The 19,280-nt window shown below is 60.3% G+C and carries 15 protein-coding genes, 1 tRNA gene and 1 pseudogene; 4 read left to right on the plus strand and 13 right to left on the minus strand.

Annotated features, from left to right (window positions below):
* Positions 1-60 precede the first annotated feature (60 nt).
* The 12 genes and pseudogenes from tsaD to H3T93_RS02910 form a co-directional block, all read right to left on the minus strand.
* Positions 61-1,104: a tRNA (adenosine(37)-N6)-threonylcarbamoyltransferase complex transferase subunit TsaD gene (gene tsaD / locus H3T93_RS02860; protein ID WP_046322841.1), complete on the minus strand. Its 1,044-nt coding sequence runs from the start codon at positions 1,102-1,104 to the stop codon at positions 61-63.
* On the minus strand, positions 1,097-1,609 hold the full coding sequence (gene rimI / locus H3T93_RS02865) for a ribosomal protein S18-alanine N-acetyltransferase (protein ID WP_144176977.1): 513 nt from the start codon (positions 1,607-1,609) through the stop codon (positions 1,097-1,099). Before rimI ends, tsaD begins: the two co-directional genes overlap by 8 nt.
* Complete coding sequence (gene tsaB, locus H3T93_RS02870) at positions 1,606-2,394, minus strand: tRNA (adenosine(37)-N6)-threonylcarbamoyltransferase complex dimerization subunit type 1 TsaB (protein WP_144176975.1); 789 nt, start codon at positions 2,392-2,394, stop codon at positions 1,606-1,608. Before tsaB ends, rimI begins: the two co-directional genes overlap by 4 nt.
* Positions 2,391-2,993 (minus strand): tRNA (adenosine(37)-N6)-threonylcarbamoyltransferase complex ATPase subunit type 1 TsaE, encoded by a 603-nt coding sequence (gene tsaE, locus H3T93_RS02875; protein WP_144176973.1) that lies wholly within the window; start codon positions 2,991-2,993, stop codon positions 2,391-2,393. The genes tsaB and tsaE overlap by 4 nt, the downstream gene beginning before the upstream one ends.
* Positions 2,990-3,967 carry a DNA polymerase III subunit delta gene (gene holA / locus H3T93_RS02880; RefSeq protein ID WP_144176971.1) on the minus strand — a complete coding sequence of 326 codons (978 nt, stop codon included), beginning with the start codon at positions 3,965-3,967 and terminating at the stop codon, positions 2,990-2,992. The genes tsaE and holA overlap by 4 nt, the downstream gene beginning before the upstream one ends.
* A 220-nt stretch (positions 3,968-4,187) precedes the next feature.
* Positions 4,188-6,188: pseudogene (locus tag H3T93_RS09305) on the minus strand (ComEC/Rec2 family competence protein); the annotation flags it as partial.
* Positions 6,185-6,850 carry a ComEA family DNA-binding protein gene (locus tag H3T93_RS02885; RefSeq protein WP_144176967.1) on the minus strand — a complete coding sequence of 222 codons (666 nt, stop codon included), beginning with the start codon at positions 6,848-6,850 and terminating at the stop codon, positions 6,185-6,187. The pseudogene H3T93_RS09305 and the gene H3T93_RS02885, both read right to left, overlap by 4 nt.
* Before the next feature lie 99 nt (positions 6,851-6,949).
* Positions 6,950-9,919 (minus strand): leucine--tRNA ligase, encoded by a 2,970-nt coding sequence (leuS, locus tag H3T93_RS02890; protein WP_144176965.1) that lies wholly within the window; start codon positions 9,917-9,919, stop codon positions 6,950-6,952.
* A gap of 75 nt (positions 9,920-9,994) precedes the next feature.
* Positions 9,995-10,825 carry a glutamate ABC transporter substrate-binding protein gene (locus H3T93_RS02895; RefSeq protein WP_144176963.1) on the minus strand — a complete coding sequence of 277 codons (831 nt, stop codon included), beginning with the start codon at positions 10,823-10,825 and terminating at the stop codon, positions 9,995-9,997.
* Positions 10,826-10,834: 9 nt separating this feature from the next.
* Positions 10,835-11,785 (minus strand): magnesium transporter CorA family protein, encoded by a 951-nt coding sequence (locus H3T93_RS02900; RefSeq protein ID WP_046322833.1) that lies wholly within the window; start codon positions 11,783-11,785, stop codon positions 10,835-10,837.
* 106 nt (positions 11,786-11,891) lie between these two features.
* Positions 11,892-12,704 (minus strand): DUF1287 domain-containing protein, encoded by an 813-nt coding sequence (locus H3T93_RS02905; protein ID WP_144176961.1) that lies wholly within the window; start codon positions 12,702-12,704, stop codon positions 11,892-11,894.
* A gap of 5 nt (positions 12,705-12,709) precedes the next feature.
* Positions 12,710-13,711 (minus strand): D-2-hydroxyacid dehydrogenase, encoded by a 1,002-nt coding sequence (locus tag H3T93_RS02910; protein ID WP_144177578.1) that lies wholly within the window; start codon positions 13,709-13,711, stop codon positions 12,710-12,712.
* 235 nt (positions 13,712-13,946) lie between these two features.
* Between H3T93_RS02910 and H3T93_RS02915 the strand changes: the two genes are divergently transcribed.
* The 4 genes from H3T93_RS02915 to H3T93_RS02930 all read left to right on the plus strand — a co-directional run bounded on the left by H3T93_RS02915 (position 13,947) and on the right by H3T93_RS02930 (position 17,984).
* A tRNA-Ala gene (locus H3T93_RS02915) sits at positions 13,947-14,019 on the plus strand.
* Positions 14,020-14,404: 385 nt separating this feature from the next.
* Positions 14,405-15,400 carry an ADP-ribosylglycohydrolase family protein gene (locus H3T93_RS02920; RefSeq protein WP_144176959.1) on the plus strand — a complete coding sequence of 332 codons (996 nt, stop codon included), beginning with the start codon at positions 14,405-14,407 and terminating at the stop codon, positions 15,398-15,400.
* 156 nt (positions 15,401-15,556) lie between these two features.
* Positions 15,557-17,023, plus strand: coding sequence for a purine-cytosine permease family protein (locus H3T93_RS02925; RefSeq protein WP_144176958.1), 1,467 nt, complete (start codon positions 15,557-15,559; stop codon positions 17,021-17,023).
* On the plus strand, positions 17,016-17,984 hold the full coding sequence (locus H3T93_RS02930) for a PfkB family carbohydrate kinase (RefSeq protein WP_144176957.1): 969 nt from the start codon (positions 17,016-17,018) through the stop codon (positions 17,982-17,984). Before H3T93_RS02925 ends, H3T93_RS02930 begins: the two co-directional genes overlap by 8 nt.
* A gap of 89 nt (positions 17,985-18,073) precedes the next feature.
* On the opposite strand, the gene H3T93_RS02935 is transcribed toward H3T93_RS02930, so the two are convergent.
* Positions 18,074-19,159, minus strand: a complete 1,086-nt coding sequence (locus H3T93_RS02935; protein ID WP_144176956.1) for a glycerol dehydrogenase — start codon at positions 19,157-19,159, stop codon at positions 18,074-18,076.
* Positions 19,160-19,280: the final 121 nt, after the last annotated feature.

A 19,280-nucleotide genomic window follows, 5' to 3' on the forward strand; every position in this document is an offset into this window, starting at 1 on the left:
GCTGAACACAATTACCATACTATAGTCAGGACCTTCGTATCCGACAACTTGGCGTGTCGATTACATGAGGATCTTGTCCATTGGCATGGCTGAATCAATAGAGAAGTCAGGAGCAGAGGGAGGCAGGCAGGCCTGAACCAGATTGACGCCCAGCATGGCCACCATGGCACCGTTGTCCGTGCACAAGTTGATCTTCGGAATACGGACCTTGACGCCCTCCTCGTCGCCGAACTTCTGAAGCCTACCGCGCAGCTGCGAGTTGGCCGAGAACCCGCCGCCGACAATCAGGGTATCCGTGTCGAACCGGTGGCAGGCAGCCATGGCCTTGCGGGAGAGGACGGTGGCCACGGAGTCCGCCAGCGAGGCGCAGACATCATCCACGGGAATATCGAGCCCGGCCTGCTGTCTGCGCTCGACCCATCGAGCCACTGCGGTCTTGACCCCCGAGAAGCTGAAGTCATAAGGATGCTCGGCTCCGGCCCGGCCCTTTGTCAACCCCTGGGGCACGGCGATGGCGTGGGGGTCGCCCAGACGGGCATGACGGTCGATGTGGGGACCGCCCGGATAGGGGAAGCCGAGCAAACGTGCAATCTTGTCGAAGCATTCCCCCGCCGCATCGTCCAGTGTGGTGCCCACCACCTGGACCGATCGCGCCAGATCATCCACATGCAGCAGCGAGGTGTGGCCGCCGGAGACAATCAGAGCCAGGGCATTCTGGGGGAATGGACCGAATTGGAGCTGGGTGACCGCTATATGGCCGATGACGTGGTTGATACCGTACAAGGGCTTTTTCGCCGCCCAAGCCAGCGCCTTGGCACCGGAAACGCCTACGGCCAGGCATCCAGCCAGTCCAGGACCGGCCGAGACCGCTATGGCATCGACCTGGGACAGGTTCATATCCGCATCGTTCAGGGCCTTGGAGACGACCGGCACAAAGGACTCAGCGTGTGCCCGTGAGGCGATCTCGGGTATGACGCCACCATAGCGGGCATGCTCGTTCATGGAGGATGCCACCACGTTGGACAACAGCCGGTTGCCCTGAACCAAGGCGGCCGCGGTCTCGTCGCAGGTGGATTCGATGCCAAGCACCAGAGGCTCACTCATGGTCAATGATCCTTTCCTGTCCTTTCGAAAGCTTGTTGCTGCCAAAGCCCACCGGGCCCGGTCCCACCGAGATTAAGGGCCTGGTCATAGCCCAAGCATCCACATCTTCAGGCTGATAATAGCCTTTGCACAGACCCGTCTGTGAGAAGCCAAAGTCCTTGTAGAGGTCAATGGCAGCGGAGTTGTCTACACGCACTTTCAGGTTCATGCGCTGCAAACCCTCGCGATCGGCTCCAGCAATCAACCTGGCCAGCAAGAATCCTGCAATGCCTCGATTCCGGGCTTCCGGCAGCACCCCGATGGTCATCAGCTCGGCATCCCGTTCACCAGACCAGTAACCTCCGTAGCCCAGGATGACTCCCTGGTCATCCCATACCAGGTAGGTGCGTGAGGGCGCAGACAGCTCGAACCGCAGCGCCTGCCGACTCCAGGCTTGGTCGCCGAAAACCCTCGCCTCCAGATCGACCAGCTGGTCCAAATCCCCCAAGGCCACCCCGCGAATCATGACTGGACGGCTACGTGTTTGAGCGGATTGGGCACGGAGACATCCGGCCTGCGAAGGTAAAGCGGCTCCACAGGATCGATCAGCCCCTGCTGGGCACGTCGGCATGCACAAGCAGCCATCAGGCTTGTCCCGTCAATCCGATCCTCTAGGAAAGATCCCTCGTCCAGCACAACCCGTATATCAGATTGCTTGTTCAGACGCTCCCATTGGTCAGCGTAGCGACCGGTTCCGTGGCCGCTGACGACCACGGTGACAGGATCTTGGTCGGAAGACTTTTGCTCTTCTGCAATGGCCGCGATCTTCTCACAGATAGCTGCTGGATAGTCGATGCTCATCTCGGTCAGCGGCCTGGCCGGGCCCTCCACGTCTCCAAAGTCGTCAAAAAGACGATAGTAGAGCTGGCGACGCCGAGCGTCATTGACTGCCAAGACCAGGAGCCGGGTATGGTCTTGGTCCTGCTGCTTGAACCGCCTGTAGGCATAGCGGGCTTGCGGCTCCAGGATGTCCTGGCCAAGCAGACGGGCACCCGTGGCAAAAGCCAGGGCCTTGGCGGTGACGATGCCCGCCCGCAAACCAGTGAAAGGCGCAGGACCCAGTCCCACTACGATGGTCCTCAGATCGTCTGCAGACAATCCAGCCTGGTCCATGACCTTGGCGATATTGACTTGAAGACGTTCCACATGCGAGCGCGAGTCGGTCTCGATGCAGGGCTGCCTCCCGGGCAGCCCCACAGTCGAGCCATATGAGGTATCGATCACTAAAAGGGGCGTATCGCTCCCGCTCATGCCGTCATCGCCTTTCTCAGCTCCTCCAGTCTGGTGGCCCATGAAGGACCTACTCCACGCAGACGTACCATACGCTGACCCTGGGAGCTGGGTGGAGCGTCAGGATCTTCCCGGGCGTCCACGGGTCGGCTGATGGTCACTTCCAAACGTTGATCGGCCAGCGCCGAGGCCATCTGCTCCCCCCATTCCATCAGGATGATGGTGCTTTGACCCGGATCTTCCAATTCCTCGTCCAGACCAAGGGACTCCAGCTCGTCCAGAAGCCGATCCACGGCATCTTCGCCGGGCAGATAATCCTGTCCGCCCAACCTATAGGCATCCACATGAATCAGGGTCACAGGTGAGCCGTCGGACAGATGGCCGTGCAGTTCTCTTGCGATGGTGAACGTGGGCGAGACTACAGGGCCGTCCACTCCAAGTCCGCTGCCCAGCCCCTGGGCCAGCGTGGTCTTGCCCGCCCCCAGAGGACCAGACAGAAGAATCACATCCCCGCCATGCACACACGAGGCCAGGTTTCTGCCCAGGCGTTGCATGTCCTCGCCCGTAGGCACGACCAGCTCAAATCCATCCTGCTGACCGGCGCTGTCCCGCAGGCTCATGCCAATGTCCTTCCCTTGGCGGCAATCAGCTCCACTGCCCGTTCCAGAGCATAACGAGCATCGCCGCTGCTGGTCTTGCTGACCTCATCTGCCTGGGCCAAGGCCTCAATGCAGTCCACAAGACCGGAGGAGGTCCATCCATGCAGCTGCCGTTTTGCCTCCCGCAACTGCCAGTAGGCGGCCTTGGCCTCGGCTGTTGTGATGGATCCCGATTCGATGGCCGCCTCCTTGCCCAGCGTCCGCAACTTCAGAGCCAGTACTCCAATTAGAGAAACCGGTTCATTGCCCTGTTCCAAAGCTGAACGCAGGGCGACAACGGCTTGGGCCGGTCGTCCAGCAAGGGCCCTGTCCGCCACGGCGAATCCGGATACAGCCGGATTATCAGTCAAATACCGGTTAACGATCTCCAAGGCCATGGGGTCCTGGTCAAAATCGAAACAGAGCTGGGAGCACATGGCGGCCAGTTCAGGAGTACGTTCGCCCAGGACATCCACCAGGCGCTGGGCCGCCCGTGGCTGGATGCGGCGCTGATGGGCCTTGAATTGTCCATAGACGAAGTCGATCTTGTCATCGAACTTCTTCAGATCCGGCATCCGCTCTATGACTGCTCCGACTCGTTCCATCTGGTCCAGAAGCCTGCGGCCCCGGTTGCCCCCGTCATGACGTGCGATAACAATGCTGGATTCGGATTCTGCCGGCTCGCGGCAAAAATCCACCAGGGCCTGAGTCAAGGCCTCATCGGCCGCCTGCAGATCATCCAGAAAAACCACGGCCGTCTGACTGAGCAGAGAGGGTCCGACCGCCTCCTGAAAGGCGTAAGCGTCGCAGTCTGCCGCGTCCATTTCTATGTATTCGCTGTCCGGATGGGCTGCACATGCCTGTGCACACAGTTCCTTGACGCGTTGCCCGTTGAGGAAGGGATCGCCACCAACCACCAGATGGACGGAAGGGTTCTCCTGCTGAGCTTTGGTCATGCCTCAAATCTCCCTTCATCACTGGACATTGACATCGGTCGTTTTTGAAGACTAACTGGGCCAAAAGTCCATAGGTCTGTTGCAGCCAGCCCCTGATTGACGCCAAGGCCGACGGCCTAAAGGGAACCCCCGAAGCCACGTTTGTCGTAGTTGACCATGAACAGTCCCGCCTCCGGACGCGGATGAGTCGAATCAGCCGGTGATCAATCACGGCCATGAGACCCAGACCAAGCAGGCAGGCACTGCCAACTGGCCCCGATGGCCAAGCCGCCGGAGCAATAGCCTCGCCCATCCATTTGGCGGCAAAAGCCATAACTCCGGTACCCAGGGAGGTCAGTCGGGCCAGCAAGAACCCCACTGGAGGCCACACCCAGGAGGTAAGCAGAGCCAGCAGGCCGGTCACTGTGGCAGCATCGACCACAGGAGTGACTAACAGGTTGGCCAGCGGGGCCAGCAGAGGCAGTCCTGAACTCATCAGCATCTGCACGGGCAGCGTCCCGGCCTGGGCACACAGGGTCGGGGCCAATGGACGTGCAAGAAATGCTGGAAGATGGTCTTCAAGAAAGGCCGTCAAACGTCGGTTGCCCAGACCGATGCCCAGCACGGCTGCGCAGGAGAGCGCAAAGCCGAAACTTGCTGCCATGGAAGGCCGCAGAATTAGTATCAGCAGCACACACCAGGACAGGGTGTTCAATGACTGGGCAGGCCGACAGGCAGCCAGAGCCAATGCCGAAAGAAGTCCCATGGCCTGAGCTCGCAAGACTGAATCCCCGGGAACCATCAGCATACCCAAACCCATATAGGCTGCAGACAAAACCAAGGCCATCAGCAAGGGCGGCGAGCGTAGAGCCCGCATGATCGAAACCAGCAGCGAGGCCAGGATCATGAAGTGTCCGCCGGAGACGGCCATCAGATGCAGGATGCCAGATGCCCGGAAATTCTGGGTTAGACGAGCAGCATATGCAGGCTCCACTGCCGGTCTGCCCAGAGAACCACCCGACCCGGGTAGGGCTTGGTTACCCAGGATGCCCATGGTCAACCCCGGCACCAGGATTCGCCCCTGGTCATCAAGCCTGCTGGTCTGTTCAAGAAAGGCCTTTTGCATACGAGCTATCAATCGTCTACAGGGCCCTGGCGGCCTGACCTGTTGCAAGCCATTCTCCACGGCCAGCCAAGGCATAGGACGGCCGTACGTGGGGGGTGCCAAAAGGCCTCGCGCACGATACTGTCCGCCCTGCTGCAACAGGCATGACCGGCTGCGAGCGAAGAGCACGATCCGTTCATCGGAAGGCATGCGCACCCCGGCCAAAGTCACCCATTTCAGTTTTAATTCCGCCTGACAGTCCCAGCCTCGCCGAGAGGATGCGCTCATAGGGCCCACAGCTCGGCCATGCACCTCGGCAAGTGCTTTCCCCTGCCGAATCTGACGGGCTGCAGGCCCGTTACGCACTGATTCATGACCAACTGCAGCGGCAGTTGCTACAGCCAAAGCCACCGCAGTCAGGACGGCGAGCATTGGTAGCCTCCGAGGACCAAACCAAGCGGACACCAATGTTTGCAAGGCGGAAACAAGCATGGAAGAAGAACGGAATGAGGAAGACTTGCAATCAGAATAGCGCCTGAACCCGGTGTATGAGCGTTTGCCTGAGAACCGGCGCAACCACTGAATCCGGATATCCCGATGAGTCGTATTCTTATAAACGGTGTCTTTGGTGTTCGTGGTATTCACGCGGGGTGCATTCCGATGGTTTTCGTTCCAACGACTTTTGTCCCTATGATTCTTCTGCCCAGGACTCGCACAAACTCGGGACAGCTGGTTCCGTCTGCGTAAGCGAGGGGACCGCCGACATATCTGACTTCTGCAATCGGGATCCTCTGTGGCGGACAAGCAGACGAGTTTGATGGCAAGCAGGACCATTGCAAGGAGTAATGGAAGCGCTAGGGCAAGCGGCATTATCCAGACCGCCATGCACATGCTTCCACCGGGTGTACTCCCGCCGGCCATAGCGCCTCTGGACTCCTCCGCCGTCTTGGCCCAATCACCGCTCTTGCCTGATACTGGCATGACTGCGCCCATGTTCCTGTCCAGAAGCCATGGGACCAGTAGTGCAACCGCCCAGGCCAGACAGGCAGCGGGGAGCATTCGAAGATTGCGACTGCCGTTCTCCCGATCAGTTGCATCGTGAACCCCAGCGTGAACTCTTGAATAAACGGCCATCATTGCGCCATCAAATATGGGCGTAAGCGGGCCAAGGTCTTGGCACCGATGCCGGGGACGTCCAGGATCTGGTCTACCGAGGTGTACCGACCGCCGATGGCGCGCCGGTGCTCCAATATTTTTGCAGCCTTGACCGGGCCAATTCCCTTGACATTTTCCAGATCCTGCTGGCTGGCGCTGTTAAGATTCACGCGTCCCGCCTGGTCTGCTGACTCCGAGGAGGAACTGGGGGCCGGCACAGCAGGGGCATTGTCGGCCTTTTCAGTATGTTGGGCAGAGTCTGAGGCCGGATCGGCCTGCTCGCTTACTACTGCGCTCGAAGTGTCCCGGCTACGTTCATTACCCGAGGCTTGCTTGCCTCGGTGTGCAGCGCTGTTCACATTACCGTTCGCAGGAGCCGATGAACTGGTCCCGGATCCGTCAACGGCTGCTCCTGCAGCCAGCGCCCGTCCCTGCTGGGCCAGCAGGGTCAGACTTAGGGCAAGAGCCGACACCAGAATAAGGATGGCTGTCAAGGCCTGGAGGGGCGTAAACGACCAGACGGGCCGATCCCGTCGGACCTGGGACTTGGCCTTGCCTTCGGCTGACCCCTCCAAATGAACCGATTGATTCAGGGCCAAAGCTTGTAGGGGCGGCGCTGGCGGCTGGGTGATGTTGATGCTCATGGACCCAGCCTGGCATGAAAAGTCCCCCGATATGAGGTCGGGGGGCTATGTGGTCGAAGGTCGTCATCCGTCCACAGCCTGGCTGCGGACAGTACAGGATCAGGCCGGCACGACCGAAACGATCTTAGGGGCCTTAACAATGACCTTCCGCGGCTCCTTGCCACCCAGCCGCTCCTGGACGGCGGGCAGTTCCAGGGCCATGGCCTCGAGTTCATCAGGCGCGATGTCGGGACTGACCTGCAGCTTGCCGCGGACCTTGCCTTTGACCTGGACAACGGCGGTGACCGTGTCCTCACCAAGATAGCGATCATCCCAGGTCGGCCACTGGGCGTGCGCCAGGGACTCCTTGTGTCCCAGACGGCTCCAGAGCTCCTCGCAGATGTGGGGGGCGATGGGCGAGAGCATGAGCACCAGGGGCTCAATGGCTGCCCTGGGCGTCGGATTCAGCCCGGTCAGATGGTTGTTGAGCACGATCATCCTGGCGATGGCCGTGTTGGGCCGCATGGCCTCCATCTCCACCGTCACGTCGTGGATGGTGGTGTTGAGCAGCTTCAGGGTCTTCTGGTCGAGCTCACCCTCGTCCAGAACCACCTCGCCGGTCCGTTCGTCCACCACGTTGCGCCAGAGCCGCTGCAGGAAGCGCATGCCGCCCACCACGTTGCGCGTATTCCAGGGCCGGGACTCGTCCAGGGGTCCCATGCTCATCTCGTAGAGGCGGAAGGTGTCGGCCCCATAGGTGCGGTACATGTCGTCAGGGGTGATGATGTTCTTCAGGCTCTTGCCCATCTTGCCGAACTCGCGGTTGACCGGCTGCCCCTGCCAGGTGTAGCTGACCTTGCCGCCCTCATCATGCTCCTCCACCTCGGCAGCGGGCACGTATTGACCGCGCTGGTCCGTGTAGGCGTAGGCCTGGATCATTCCTTGGTTGAAGAGCTTGTGGAAGGGCTCCTTGGACGAAACGTAACCCAGATCATAGAGCACCTTGTGCCAGAAGCGGGCATAGAGCAGGTGCAGTACCGCGTGCTCCACACCGCCCACGTAGAGGTCGACACCGCCTGACTCCCCGGCCGTGGCGTTGTGCTGGGGCCCCAGCCAGTAGTCGTATTCCTCCGGATCGACCATGTGCTGGTCATTCTTGGGATCGATGTAGCGCATGTAGTACCAGCAGGAGCCGGCCCAGTTGGGCATGGTATTGGTGTCCCTGTGGTAGACCTTGGGCCCGTCACCCAGGTCCAGGGTCACGTTCACCCAATCCTGGTTGCGGCTCAGCGGGGCCTCCGGGCTGGACTGTGCATCCTCGGGATCAAAGGTCTTGGGCGAGTAGTCGGGCACGTCCGGCAGGGCCACCGGAAGCTGATCGTCGGGCAGCAGGTGGGGCAGGCCCTGATCATCATAGACCACCGGGAAGGGCTCGCCCCAGTAGCGCTGACGGGAGAAGAGCCAGTCGCGCAGCCGGTAGGAGACTGTCCCATGGCCCACGCCTGCCGACTCCAGCCAGGCAGTGACTTTCTCGATGGCCTGGTCAACCCGCAAACCATCCAAGCTGAGCGAGTCGCCAGCGGCCTGGGTTGTCTGAACCGAAGAGTCGACCACAATGCCGTCGTGAGAGACGAAAGGTGCCTTGCCCCGATAGTCGTCCAAGGTCTGTCCGGACTCAGCCAGTGGGCTGACCGTGTAGACGACGGGAAGGCCGTACTTGACGGCGAAGTCGTAATCGCGCTGGTCACCGCCTGGCACAGCCATGATGGCTCCGGTACCGTAGTCCATCAGCACGTAGTCAGCAGTGAAGATGGGCAACTTGGCCCCGGTGATGGGGTTGATCGCGTACAGCCCGGTAAACAGGCCGGTCTTGGCTCCGCCCTCGTCCACGCGATCCTTGGCGGTCTTGGCCTCGGCGGCCCGTCGGTAGGCTTGCACACCATCAGCAGGATTGACATAGCCGCCCTTCCACTGCTCGGGCACATCTTCCGGCCACTCCTGTGGCAAGTGCTGCAGCAGGTCGTGCTCTGGGGAAACCACAGCGAAGGTAGCACCGAAAAGCGTGTCAGGACGGGTGGTGTAGACCTCCATGGTCTGATCGCCGTCAGGGCTGGGCACGGTGAAGTCCACCGAAGCCCCGTGTGACTCCCCGATCCAGTTGCGCTGCATGAGCTTGACCTTATCGGGCCAGTCCAGGATATCCAGATCCTCCAGAAGCCGGTGGCCGTAGGCGGTGATGCGCATGGACCACTGCTTGAGCTCACGCTGGTAGACCGGGTAGTTACCTCGTTCCGAGCGCCCCTCGGCGGTCACCTCCTCATTGGCCAGGACCGTGCCCAGTCCGGGGCACCAGTTGACCGGCGAGCGAGAGATGTAGGCCAAACGGAAGTAGTTGAGCACCTCGGAGCGCTCGGCCTCGTCCAGGTCATCCCAGGAGGCATCGGCATGGCCGGGGATGGGCCTGCTTCCGGACTTGAAGGCCTCAACCAACTCGCTGATGGGCCTGGCCGAGCCCGTCCCTCCATCTGCACGGCGGTAGTCGGGGTCATACCAGGACTCGTAGATGCGCGAGAAGATCCACTGTGTCCAGCGCACGTAGTCGGTATCGATGGTGGCGAAGGAGCGGCGGTCGTCAAAGCTGAGCCCCAGCCGGTGCAGCTGCCACCGCATGTTGGCGATGTTCTGCTCAGTAGTGACCCGGGGGTGCTGGCCGGTCTGGACCGCATACTGCTCGGCGGGCAGGCCGAAGGCGTCATAGCCCATGGCATGCAGGACGTTCTCGCCCTTCATCCGGTGATAGCGGCTGACCACATCGGTGGCGATGTAGCCCAAGGGGTGGCCCACATGCAGGCCCTTGCCCGAAGGATAGGGGAACATGTCGATGACGAAGTAGGGACTGCGGCCCCCAGCATGATCTCCCTGGGCATCCGTCAAGTCGCCCTTGGTGTTGGCGGCCCAGAAGGTGCCCTCCTTGTCCCAGCGCTGCTGCCAGCGCTCCTCGATGGTCTGAGCCATGGCGGCATCGTAGCGGAATTGAGGCTGTTCGGATTCCTGGGTCTGCTGATGATCCCTGTCTTCATTCGCGTTCATATCGTGAATTATCGCCATTCACATGGACACAGCCAGGCTTATGTCCAGCATCCGTCATCCTAACCGGAGCTGTGCTCAGTGGTCGCCAGGCTGCAGGGTGCGAGCTGCGGCATTGATGGAGAAGCCGATGGACTTGGAGGCCCGACCCAGTGCGGCCTTGAAGGATCCGTCCCGCATCATCCTCTTCAAGGCCTGGTCAATGACATCCACCAGCTCCGGATCCCCGTGGGGCACGCCGATACCGTACCGTTCATGGGAGAAGGGATTGCCGACCAGGCGCAGCTGGCCGCCGCCGCGAACATGAGTCAGGCCGGCCAGGGCAAAGTCGTCCCCGCTGGCGGCATCAGTGTCCCCGCTGAGCAGGGCCGTGATGCACTCGGGGAACTCCTCCCGCTCCTGTACCTGGGCTTGGGGGGCCAGCGAGCGCACCAGAGTCCCGGAGGTGGACCCAGCTGCCACGCAGACCCGCTTTTGGGCCAGATCATCCACTCCGGCGATGTCGTTCTGAGTGCGGCGAACCAGTAGGTCCTGCCCCGCAGCCAGGTAGGGCCCGGCGAAATCCACCAGCTTTTGCCGTTCCTGGGTGATGGAATAGCCAGCCACGACCATGTCTACCTGGCCTTGTTCGAGCATGCGCTCGCGGTCCGCAGGCTTCACCTGACGGAAAACGATCTGCGACTCGGCGTATCCAAGTTCGTGGACCACGTACCGGGCCACATCCACATCCAGACCCCGGTACTGGCCGGACTGGGCGAATCCAAGCCCGGGCTGGTCGAAGGAGATGCCCACGCTGATCTTGGGCCCGATGGAACCAGCCCGGTAGCGATCCTCCTGGCGGCCGCACCCGCTCAGGGGCACCGCCAGAACCAGCGCCACCAGAGCCGCCGCAATCCTGCGTGCAAACATAATCGGCCCCTACTTGAACATTCTCGAGCGCGTCAGGAACCAGGTTACCAGGGCGGTCAGCAGGCCTGACAGAATCACCACGACCGCAAATCCCCAGGGCTTGTCGGTAAAGGGCATACCGAACATACCCTGGTTGAAGTTCATGCCATACATGGAGAAAATCAGCGTGGGCACCGACAGGCTGATGGAGATGATAGTGAAGATCCTCATGACGTTGTTGACATTGTTGGAGACAATGGAGGCGAAGGCGTCAGTCATGTTTGAAAGCACGCTTGAGTAGATGTTGGCCATCTCGATGGCCTGCTTGTTTTCGGTAATCACGTCGCCCAGAAGATCCTCGTCGTCCGGGTAGCGCTTGATCCGCTCCAGGCCGGTCAGCTTCTCCAGGACGATCTCGTTAGACTTGAGGCTGGTGGCGAAGTAGACCAAGGTCTTGTTGAGCTCCAACAGCATGAGAATCTCTCTGTTCTGCATGGAGTGGCGCAACTTGAGCTCCAGCCGGTCCGACTCGCGGTCGATGATGCGCAGGTAGCGCAGATAGAGGGTGGCGTTACGGTAAAGGATCTGCAGGATGAAGCGGGACTTCATGAAAGTGTTGAAACCCCGAATGGTGCCCTCCATAAAGGGATGGAGCAGAACCGTGTCTTGCATGCAAACGGTGACGATCAGATCCTCGGTAACGATGATGGACAGAGGAATGGTCTCGTAGTAGTCCCGCCCGTCGCGCTCCTCGGCCCGGGGAATGTCGACGATGACCATGGTGTATTCGTCCTCCACGTCCACACGCGAACGCTCCTCATCGTCCAAGGGTGCACGCAGGTCTGCCAGGTCTATGCCGGTGGTCTGGGAGACATTGGCCAGCTCGACATCAGTTGGAGCCGATAAGCATATCCATGAGCCCTTGGAAGCCTTGCCGATCTGCTCGATCTGCCCGTTCATGGTGCTGAATACTCTCATCATCGCCATCACCGCCTCTCGTGCTCGAACCTGGCCGACGTGTCTGGCCGAACCGATAGTAGCAGATAACCAGTTGCCGCCGTGCTCAATTTCGCAGGGTAGTCCCTGGTCACCCCCTCCATGGGCGCAGGACGGCGGGTTGGATTTGGGAGGCGTCGAAGCGGAAATGACCGGTGATGGGACGATGACCGGGCGATCCCAGGTAGTCGTTCTCCCTGGCGCGCTGGCCCATGTTATGCAGAAGCAAGGGAATACCCCGGCTGTCCCTTTTATCCGAGGCCATGCCGATGTGCCAGGAGGTATCGAAGATGACGATGTCGCCCTGCTGCCACTGGTCGGTGGCCGCGATGTCGTTGGTCAGACGCTGGGCGTGCCGGGACAGGAATACGCCGAGGACGTTGGTGCGTCTGAAGTCGATGTTCGGATCAGGCCTGCTGATGACTCCGGCATAGGCCCCAGGAGACGAGGCGCTGTCAGCGTCGACCATGGCTTTCAGATCGTAGCCGGCCTGTCGGAAGGCCCTCCAGATCTCATCGGTACAGGCACCCCGGTCATCGGGTGGATAGCCGCCCTGATAGTAGCCGCTGTCATAACGTGGATGGATGCGTGCCTCCTGATGGGCTCCACGCACCATAGCCGTGTAATCGTCCACACCGTCGTGGTTGTAGTCCACAGGCGAGATCAGAGGCGGGTGGACAGCAGTCTGCTCAGGAGAATACCCGGGAGGGCTATGGGAAGCGGTCTTGCGGCCGTTTGCAGAGGAACTTTGATTATCATGGCGAGCAGATCCGACACCCATCAGCCTGCCAGCCAAGGCCAAGGAGCCCGCCACAATCAAAGCAAGCGCCAGCAGAACGGCCACCCACCGCAGAACAGTCGTCCGCCCACGACTGTTGCCGCTACGGCTTTGCTCTGTCGGCACGGCGGTCACCTCATCCGGTTGCGAAGGGGTCTGCCATCCATGAACCGACGAAGATTATCCAGGCAAATTTCCCGAACCTTGTCCATGTTGGAGGGGAGATGAGCTCCCCCGGCTACATGCGGAGTGAGCAGGCAGCGTGGTTGCCTCCAGAGTGGGTGGTCTTCAGGCAGAGGTTCCGGTTCGGTCACATCCAGCCCTGCACCGAAAATGCCATCCTTATCCAGGGCTTGGGCCAGAGCCATGCAATCCACGGCATCTCCCCTGCCCGCGTTGATCAGCACGGCGGTGGACTTCATCAATGCAAGACGATGGCCGTCGATGATATGTCTGGTCTGCGGCGTTGAAGGCAGGGCCAGAGCCACTACATCCATCTCAGGCAGCAGGGCATCCAGATCGTCAAAACCAGCCAGACGGTCGAACCCCTCCACCGGCTGGTCGGGATGCCGCCTGATACCGATGGTCCGAGCGCCTACAGCCTTGGCCAGACGAGCGAAGGAGGCTCCGATATCCCCCGTGCCCAACACCAGAACCTGGCAACCGCGCGGTGAAAGGACAGCCCCGCGAGGTTCCCAACGGCCCATGCGTTGATTGTCCCGGTAACCAGGAAGGTCCTTCATCAGGGCCCACATCATGGCGAACATGTGCTCGGAGACCGACTGCCCGTAAGCGCCTGAGGCACTGGTCAACATGGCATCCGGAGGCAGAACCCCCGGTTTCAGGTAGGCATCCACACCCGCGCTGCTGGTCTGCAGCCAGACCAGGTTACGGCAGGCAACCACCTGCTCGGCCGGCGGATTACCCAAAATGATCGTGGCCTCCGATCGGAGGGATTGAGGGACATCGATGAGCCAATGCATGCTCTGCCGCATGTTCGTGCCGACGACGAACTCCTGACGAACGCCCGGAGCCGCCTGAAGGAATTCCTGTCGCTCGCCCTTATCCAAGGGCAAGCAGTTGATGATCAGCTGGTCCCCGGGATGGGCCTTGTTCTGCTTTTCATCCCGCATTCCGGCATCGACTTTGCCTGTCATGGTCCGCCGCCTTTCAGTTGCTGCCGACCCCCTTGGTCGCCCCTTGCCCTCATGCTAGCGCACTAGCAAGCTCAAAACGACCCAAGACCATTCGAGGATAAAATCCATCAAATAGCTCACAATCCCTGCAATTCCGGGGCAACACACTGAGTTGCTCCATTCGCCAATCCCGGTGTACTATGAGCAAGGCTTCACCAAGCAAGGTAAGTACGGGGCTATGGCGCAGCTGGTAGCGCGTCTCCATGGCATGGAGAAGGTCGGGGGTTCGAATCCCCCTAGCTCCACAGATAGAATCCCGGGGTCACCTCGGGATTCTTTTTTATTTCCAGTGCCCTTGCATATGCTGGAGCCTGGACCAAGACAGCACTGCCAAACTCCAGTACGGCGTAGACGGACGATCCCGTTCAATGGCCGTCTGCACTATATAGAACACGCATCTCGATATCTCGATCAAGTCTTTAACCCCAGCCTGCCTGTAATGTTTTTATCTCCCACTCCACTGGGTGGAGCTCGTTCATTTCCCCATTCTTCCGTGCGAATCATGCCTGCTGCATCCGTCGTACTGACAATCTTCCAGGGGCCTTGCAATGATTCTGATTAAAAATGTCACAGTCTATCTGCAGACAGATTAATAGGCTCATCGCAACGACTCCGGAGGCTTGTACAACAATGACCAGAACTGAAAAGGGCGCACTGGGCGCACTTACTGGGTTGTCATTAGGGGACGCGTTGGGCATGCCCACGCAGAGCATGAGTCCTGCAGCAATACATGAGGCCTACGGCAGGATCCACACCCTTTGCGATGCCATTCCGGATCAGCCCATAGCTCCCGGTATGCCTGCAGGGTCTGTAACCGATGATACCGAGCAGGCGTTGATCGTGGCGGAACTGACTATCGAGGGTAAGGGGCACATCGATCCGAAAGAGTTCGCCAAGCGTCTTCTGGCCTGGGAGGATGACATGAAGTCGCGTGGATCGCTCGATTTGCTCGGGCCATCCACCAAGCTGGCCCTGGAACAGGTTCGCCAGGGCGCGGACATCATGACCACAGGAAGGACCGGCACCACCAACGGGGCCGCCATGCGAGTCACTCCGGTAGGCATAGCCAACAGGCCCGAGGACACCAGACAACTGGCCAATCGCATCTACGAGTCCTGCCAGGTCACCCACGACACGGTCGCAGGCTTCCAAAGTGCTGCGCTGATCGCTACGACAGTCAGCCTGGGGCTTGAGGGGATGACCGTTCGCCAGGCACTGAACGAGTCCTTGCGTATGGTGCCCGCCATGGAAACGTCCGGGGCCTGGACTCCGAAGGCATCGGTTCCCGCACGGGCCCGTCAGGCAATACGGCTATCTGAGGAATTCAGTGATGAGGGCGATTTCGAACGCCACCTCATTGAAGACTGCGGAACCTCGGTCGAGGCCAATGAGTCTGTGGCAGCCGCCTTCGCCCTGGCCTGGAGATTCGCTGACGATCCTCAATCGGCTCTGTTCGCTGCAGTCAACCTTGGTGGCGATACGGACACCATCGCCGCAATGACCGGCGCAATGACCGGCGCGTGCACCGGTCCCGAGGTCTTCGACCCTGCACTCTGCTCCCATGTAGCTTCGGTATCCCACCTCGACCTGCAGAAAACTGCCCGTGGTCTGATTGCCCTAAGGTAGCAAAGCGCAAAACGAATACCGTCGAATCCTTCATGAACACAACAATGTAAAATCCACTCAACCCCAAGACCATGGGGTCCACCCAGATCACACCACAGGACTGAACAGACAAGTCATCACTACATCCAGTACATCTTGAGTCAAAGGAGACAATCCATGTCAACTGCACCAAGGGAGGGCACCATCCTCTCCAGAGTCGAGCAAAGGGGCATCGAACCTGTGCCTGAGGACCAGAGGAACGGATCGCCCGGACAGCTCTTCTGGGTCTGGTTCGCCGCCAATATCTCAATTCTGGGAATCCCTCTGGGAGCTACCCTGATTGCCCAGGGACTCAACCTCTGGCAGGCCGTGCTCGCCACGATCATCGGAGCCTTCGGATCCTTCGCCCTCGTCGGCATCATCTCCATAGCCGGAAGAAGAGGCGGCGCGCCCACGCTGACCCTGTCCCGGGCCATTTTCGGCGTCAGAGGCAATGCAGGCCCCACGCTGGTGGCCCTGCTGTCCAGACTGGGCTGGGAGACGGTGAACACGATGACCGGTGCCTTTGCGTTGCTCTCCCTGATCGCCATCAGCTTCGGTACTTCAGCCGACGCCAAGCGCTCCCCCTTCCTGACCTTTGTCTGCATTGCCGTCTTCGTAGCCTTGACCGTGGTGGTCTCGGCCGCCGGTCACGCCTTCATTCTGACTGTGCAGAAGTGGGCCACCTGGATATTCGGAGCCCTTACCCTGCTGGTGGCCATCTATCTGGCCACGACCGTAGATTGGTCCTCCTTCATCGACAATGCTCCCGGATCGGCCAGTGCCTTCCTTATCGGTATCGGCACCATAGCCGCAGGGACGGGCATCGGCTGGGTCAACTCCGGTGCAGACATGGCCCGTTACCAGAAGACCTCGGTAAAATCAGGCCCTCTGATCCTGACCGCGGCGGCAGGCGCCGGAATCCCCCTGGTCGTGGTCATCGGCCTGGGATCGGTCCTGACAGCAGGCAACTCCACCATTGCCTCCGCCGCCGATCCTGTCGCCGCGGTTCGAAGCGCTCTGCCTGCATGGGTTTCAATCCCCTATCTGATTGCCGCATTTGCAGGCCTGCTTATGTCAAACAACCTTTCCGTATATTCGGCCGGCCTGACAACCATCACCTTGGGCATCAGAATCCCCCGCGTCTATGCGGTCGTGGTCGATGTGGTGGTGACCACCTGCGGAGCCTTGTACTTTACCTTGGGTTCCGACGGATTCTATGGCCCCTTCGTCACCTTCATCTCCCTGCTGGCAGTGCCACTGAGCACCTGGGCAGGCATCTTCCTGTCAGATATGATCTTCCGCAAGCGTTACGATTCTAACGGCCTGCTGAACCTTCAAGCAGATTCCCCATACTGGTATTGGCACGGAGTCAACCTCCCAGCCATCATCAGCTGGCTGGTGGGGATAGTCGTCGGCTTTCTGTTTGTGACAGCCCAGGTCTCCAAGAACGAAGTCTGGTTCTCAGGACCGCTGTCCGGCAGCTTCCTGGGCAGGAACGGCCTAGCATGGCTCGTATCCCTCCTCCTGGGAGGAATCCTCTACGCCATTTTGCACCTCCTCTCCAAGGATTCCGTGGCGGTGGGGAGCAAGAGCCATGACTGAACCCAGCATCCTCCATCTGGGTCAGGTGGTGGTTGACCTTAGCATGGACATCGACCACCTCCCGGAGCGTGGAGGGGACATTTTCGCCAGACGAAGTGCCATAAAGGTTGGCGGCGGATACAACGTGATTCGCGCAGCCAGGCAGATGGGAGCGCCCATAGCCTACATGGGGGCGATTGGCACAGGTCCGATGGCGGACATGGTCCGTGTGGCCCTTGCCGCCCTTCAAGTTCCCGCCCAAGGGTCTGTTCTGGAAGACTGCGATACCGGATACTCGGTAGCCATGATCGAACCCTCCGGCGAACGCACCTTTGTTTCAGCAAGGGGCGCAGAGACCCGCGTACCGGAGGGCACCTACGAAAGCATGAATCTGGTTCCTGGCGATGTCATCTATCTGAGCGGATATTCCTTCTGTCACAAGGACAATACCCGAAGCCTGGTCGGTTTTGCTGAGAAACACCAGGACGAGGGATTTCCTGTACTCTTCGATGTGGGACCCATGGTGGCAAATATTGACCTGGATGTGTTTGGTGCGGTCAACGGACTGCATCCGATCTGGTCGCTGAATGAACGCGAGGGACCAATCCTGGCGAAACGTCTGAGGTGCCAACCCAAAACTGGCGACGTAACCGAGTTGGAATCCCTCTGCCGCTCGCTTTCGCTAAGACTGGACAGTCCGGTGGTTCTTAGGGCCGGCGCTCGCGGTGCCTGGTACTGCCAGCCCAAGAATGCGATGCAAATCAAGTACATTCCCACCCCACAGGTTCGTGCCATAGACACCAACGGTGCCGGCGATGCCCATTCGGGCGTCCTTTGTGCTGGCATATTCCAAGGCCTGCCCATCGAGGAGTCACTAATACTGGCCAACTGTGCAGGAGCGCTTTCCACTACTCAGCCCGGTCCAGCCACATGCCCAGATGAGGAAGCCATACGAAAGGCCGCCAGCTCGCTTCAAGGGTGACCAATGCAACGTCGGGAAAAATAAAAGCGACCGCCGACTCCATGCCGACGGTCGCTTGGCATCTCAAAGAAAGATCAGAGCAAGAGGACTCAGAGTTGCTTGCCCAGCTGATCGGCTGCGCGCAGGGCGTGAGCCACATCGGTGGGAGTCACCTCGAAGGGCATGTTGCCCATGGTCTCGTCGGGACCGCAGGCATGCTCGCCGACCTTGAGCAGATCCTCCTCGCTGGCCTGGCCGATGCCGATCTGCTCCAAGGAGGTGGGCAGACCCACGCTGCGGAAGAAGTCATAGACCCTGCGGGTCTCCTCCAGAGGCCGATCCTCAAGGACCAACTGGGCCAAGGTGCCGAAGGCCACCTTTTCGCCGTGCAGCATGGAGTGGGTGCCCTCCAGGGCGGTCATCCCGTCATGAATGGCGTGGGCTGCAGCCAGGCCAGAGCTCTCGAAGCCCAGACCGCTCAGCAGCGTATTGGCCTCGATGATCTTCTCCAGCGCAGCTGTGCGCACACCGGCCTTGGCAGCGGCCACGGCCTTGACCCCGTCCTCCAGCAGGGTATCGCGGCAGAGACGGGCCAAGGCAAAGGCGGCCATGGTGGCGTGGCCTCCGGTCATGGTCACGGCGTTCGACTGCACGCAGGCGGCTGCCTCATAGTAGGTTGCGAAGGCATCGCCCAGTCCTGATACCAAGAAGCGCACCGGAGCCTTGGCGATGACATCGGTATCCATCAGGACCACGTTGGGGTTGGCAGGCAGGGGCAGATAACGGTCAAAGACACCCTCAGGCGTATAGAGCACGGACAGCCTTGAGCAAGGCGCATCCGAGGAGGCTGCCGTGGGCACAATCATGACCGGCAGATGGGCGAAGTGGGCCACAGCCTTGGCGGTATCCAAGGTCTTGCCGCCGCCGATGCCAATTACCGCGTCACTGCCGCCCAAATGGGCACGATGACGGTCGATCTCCTCCATGGAGCACTCGCCGCCGAATTTCATCAGTTCGTAGGGGATCCCATCGTGCTCAAAGGAGGCGACAATGTCGTCGTGGTAGAGCCCGTCGATGACCGGATCGACGATCAGGTGGGCGCCTTTGGTGCCCAGAGTCGCATATTCTCCGGCCAGCTTTCCCATGGCACCCTCCTGCTGAACATAGGAGCCTGGAGAGCACAGAACCTTGCGCATATACACACCTTTCTCATTCTGGTCCCGCCTTCGGGACCAGATCCTTGGGGACGGACCTTATGGACCGCCCGAAAGTGACCCTAGTCACATTACATGGTGGGATGCGTGTGCCGCGCCGAAC

This window comes from Bifidobacterium sp. M0404 (assembly GCF_016101415.1).
Lineage (GTDB): Bacteria > Actinomycetota > Actinomycetes > Actinomycetales > Bifidobacteriaceae > Bombiscardovia > Bombiscardovia polysaccharolytica.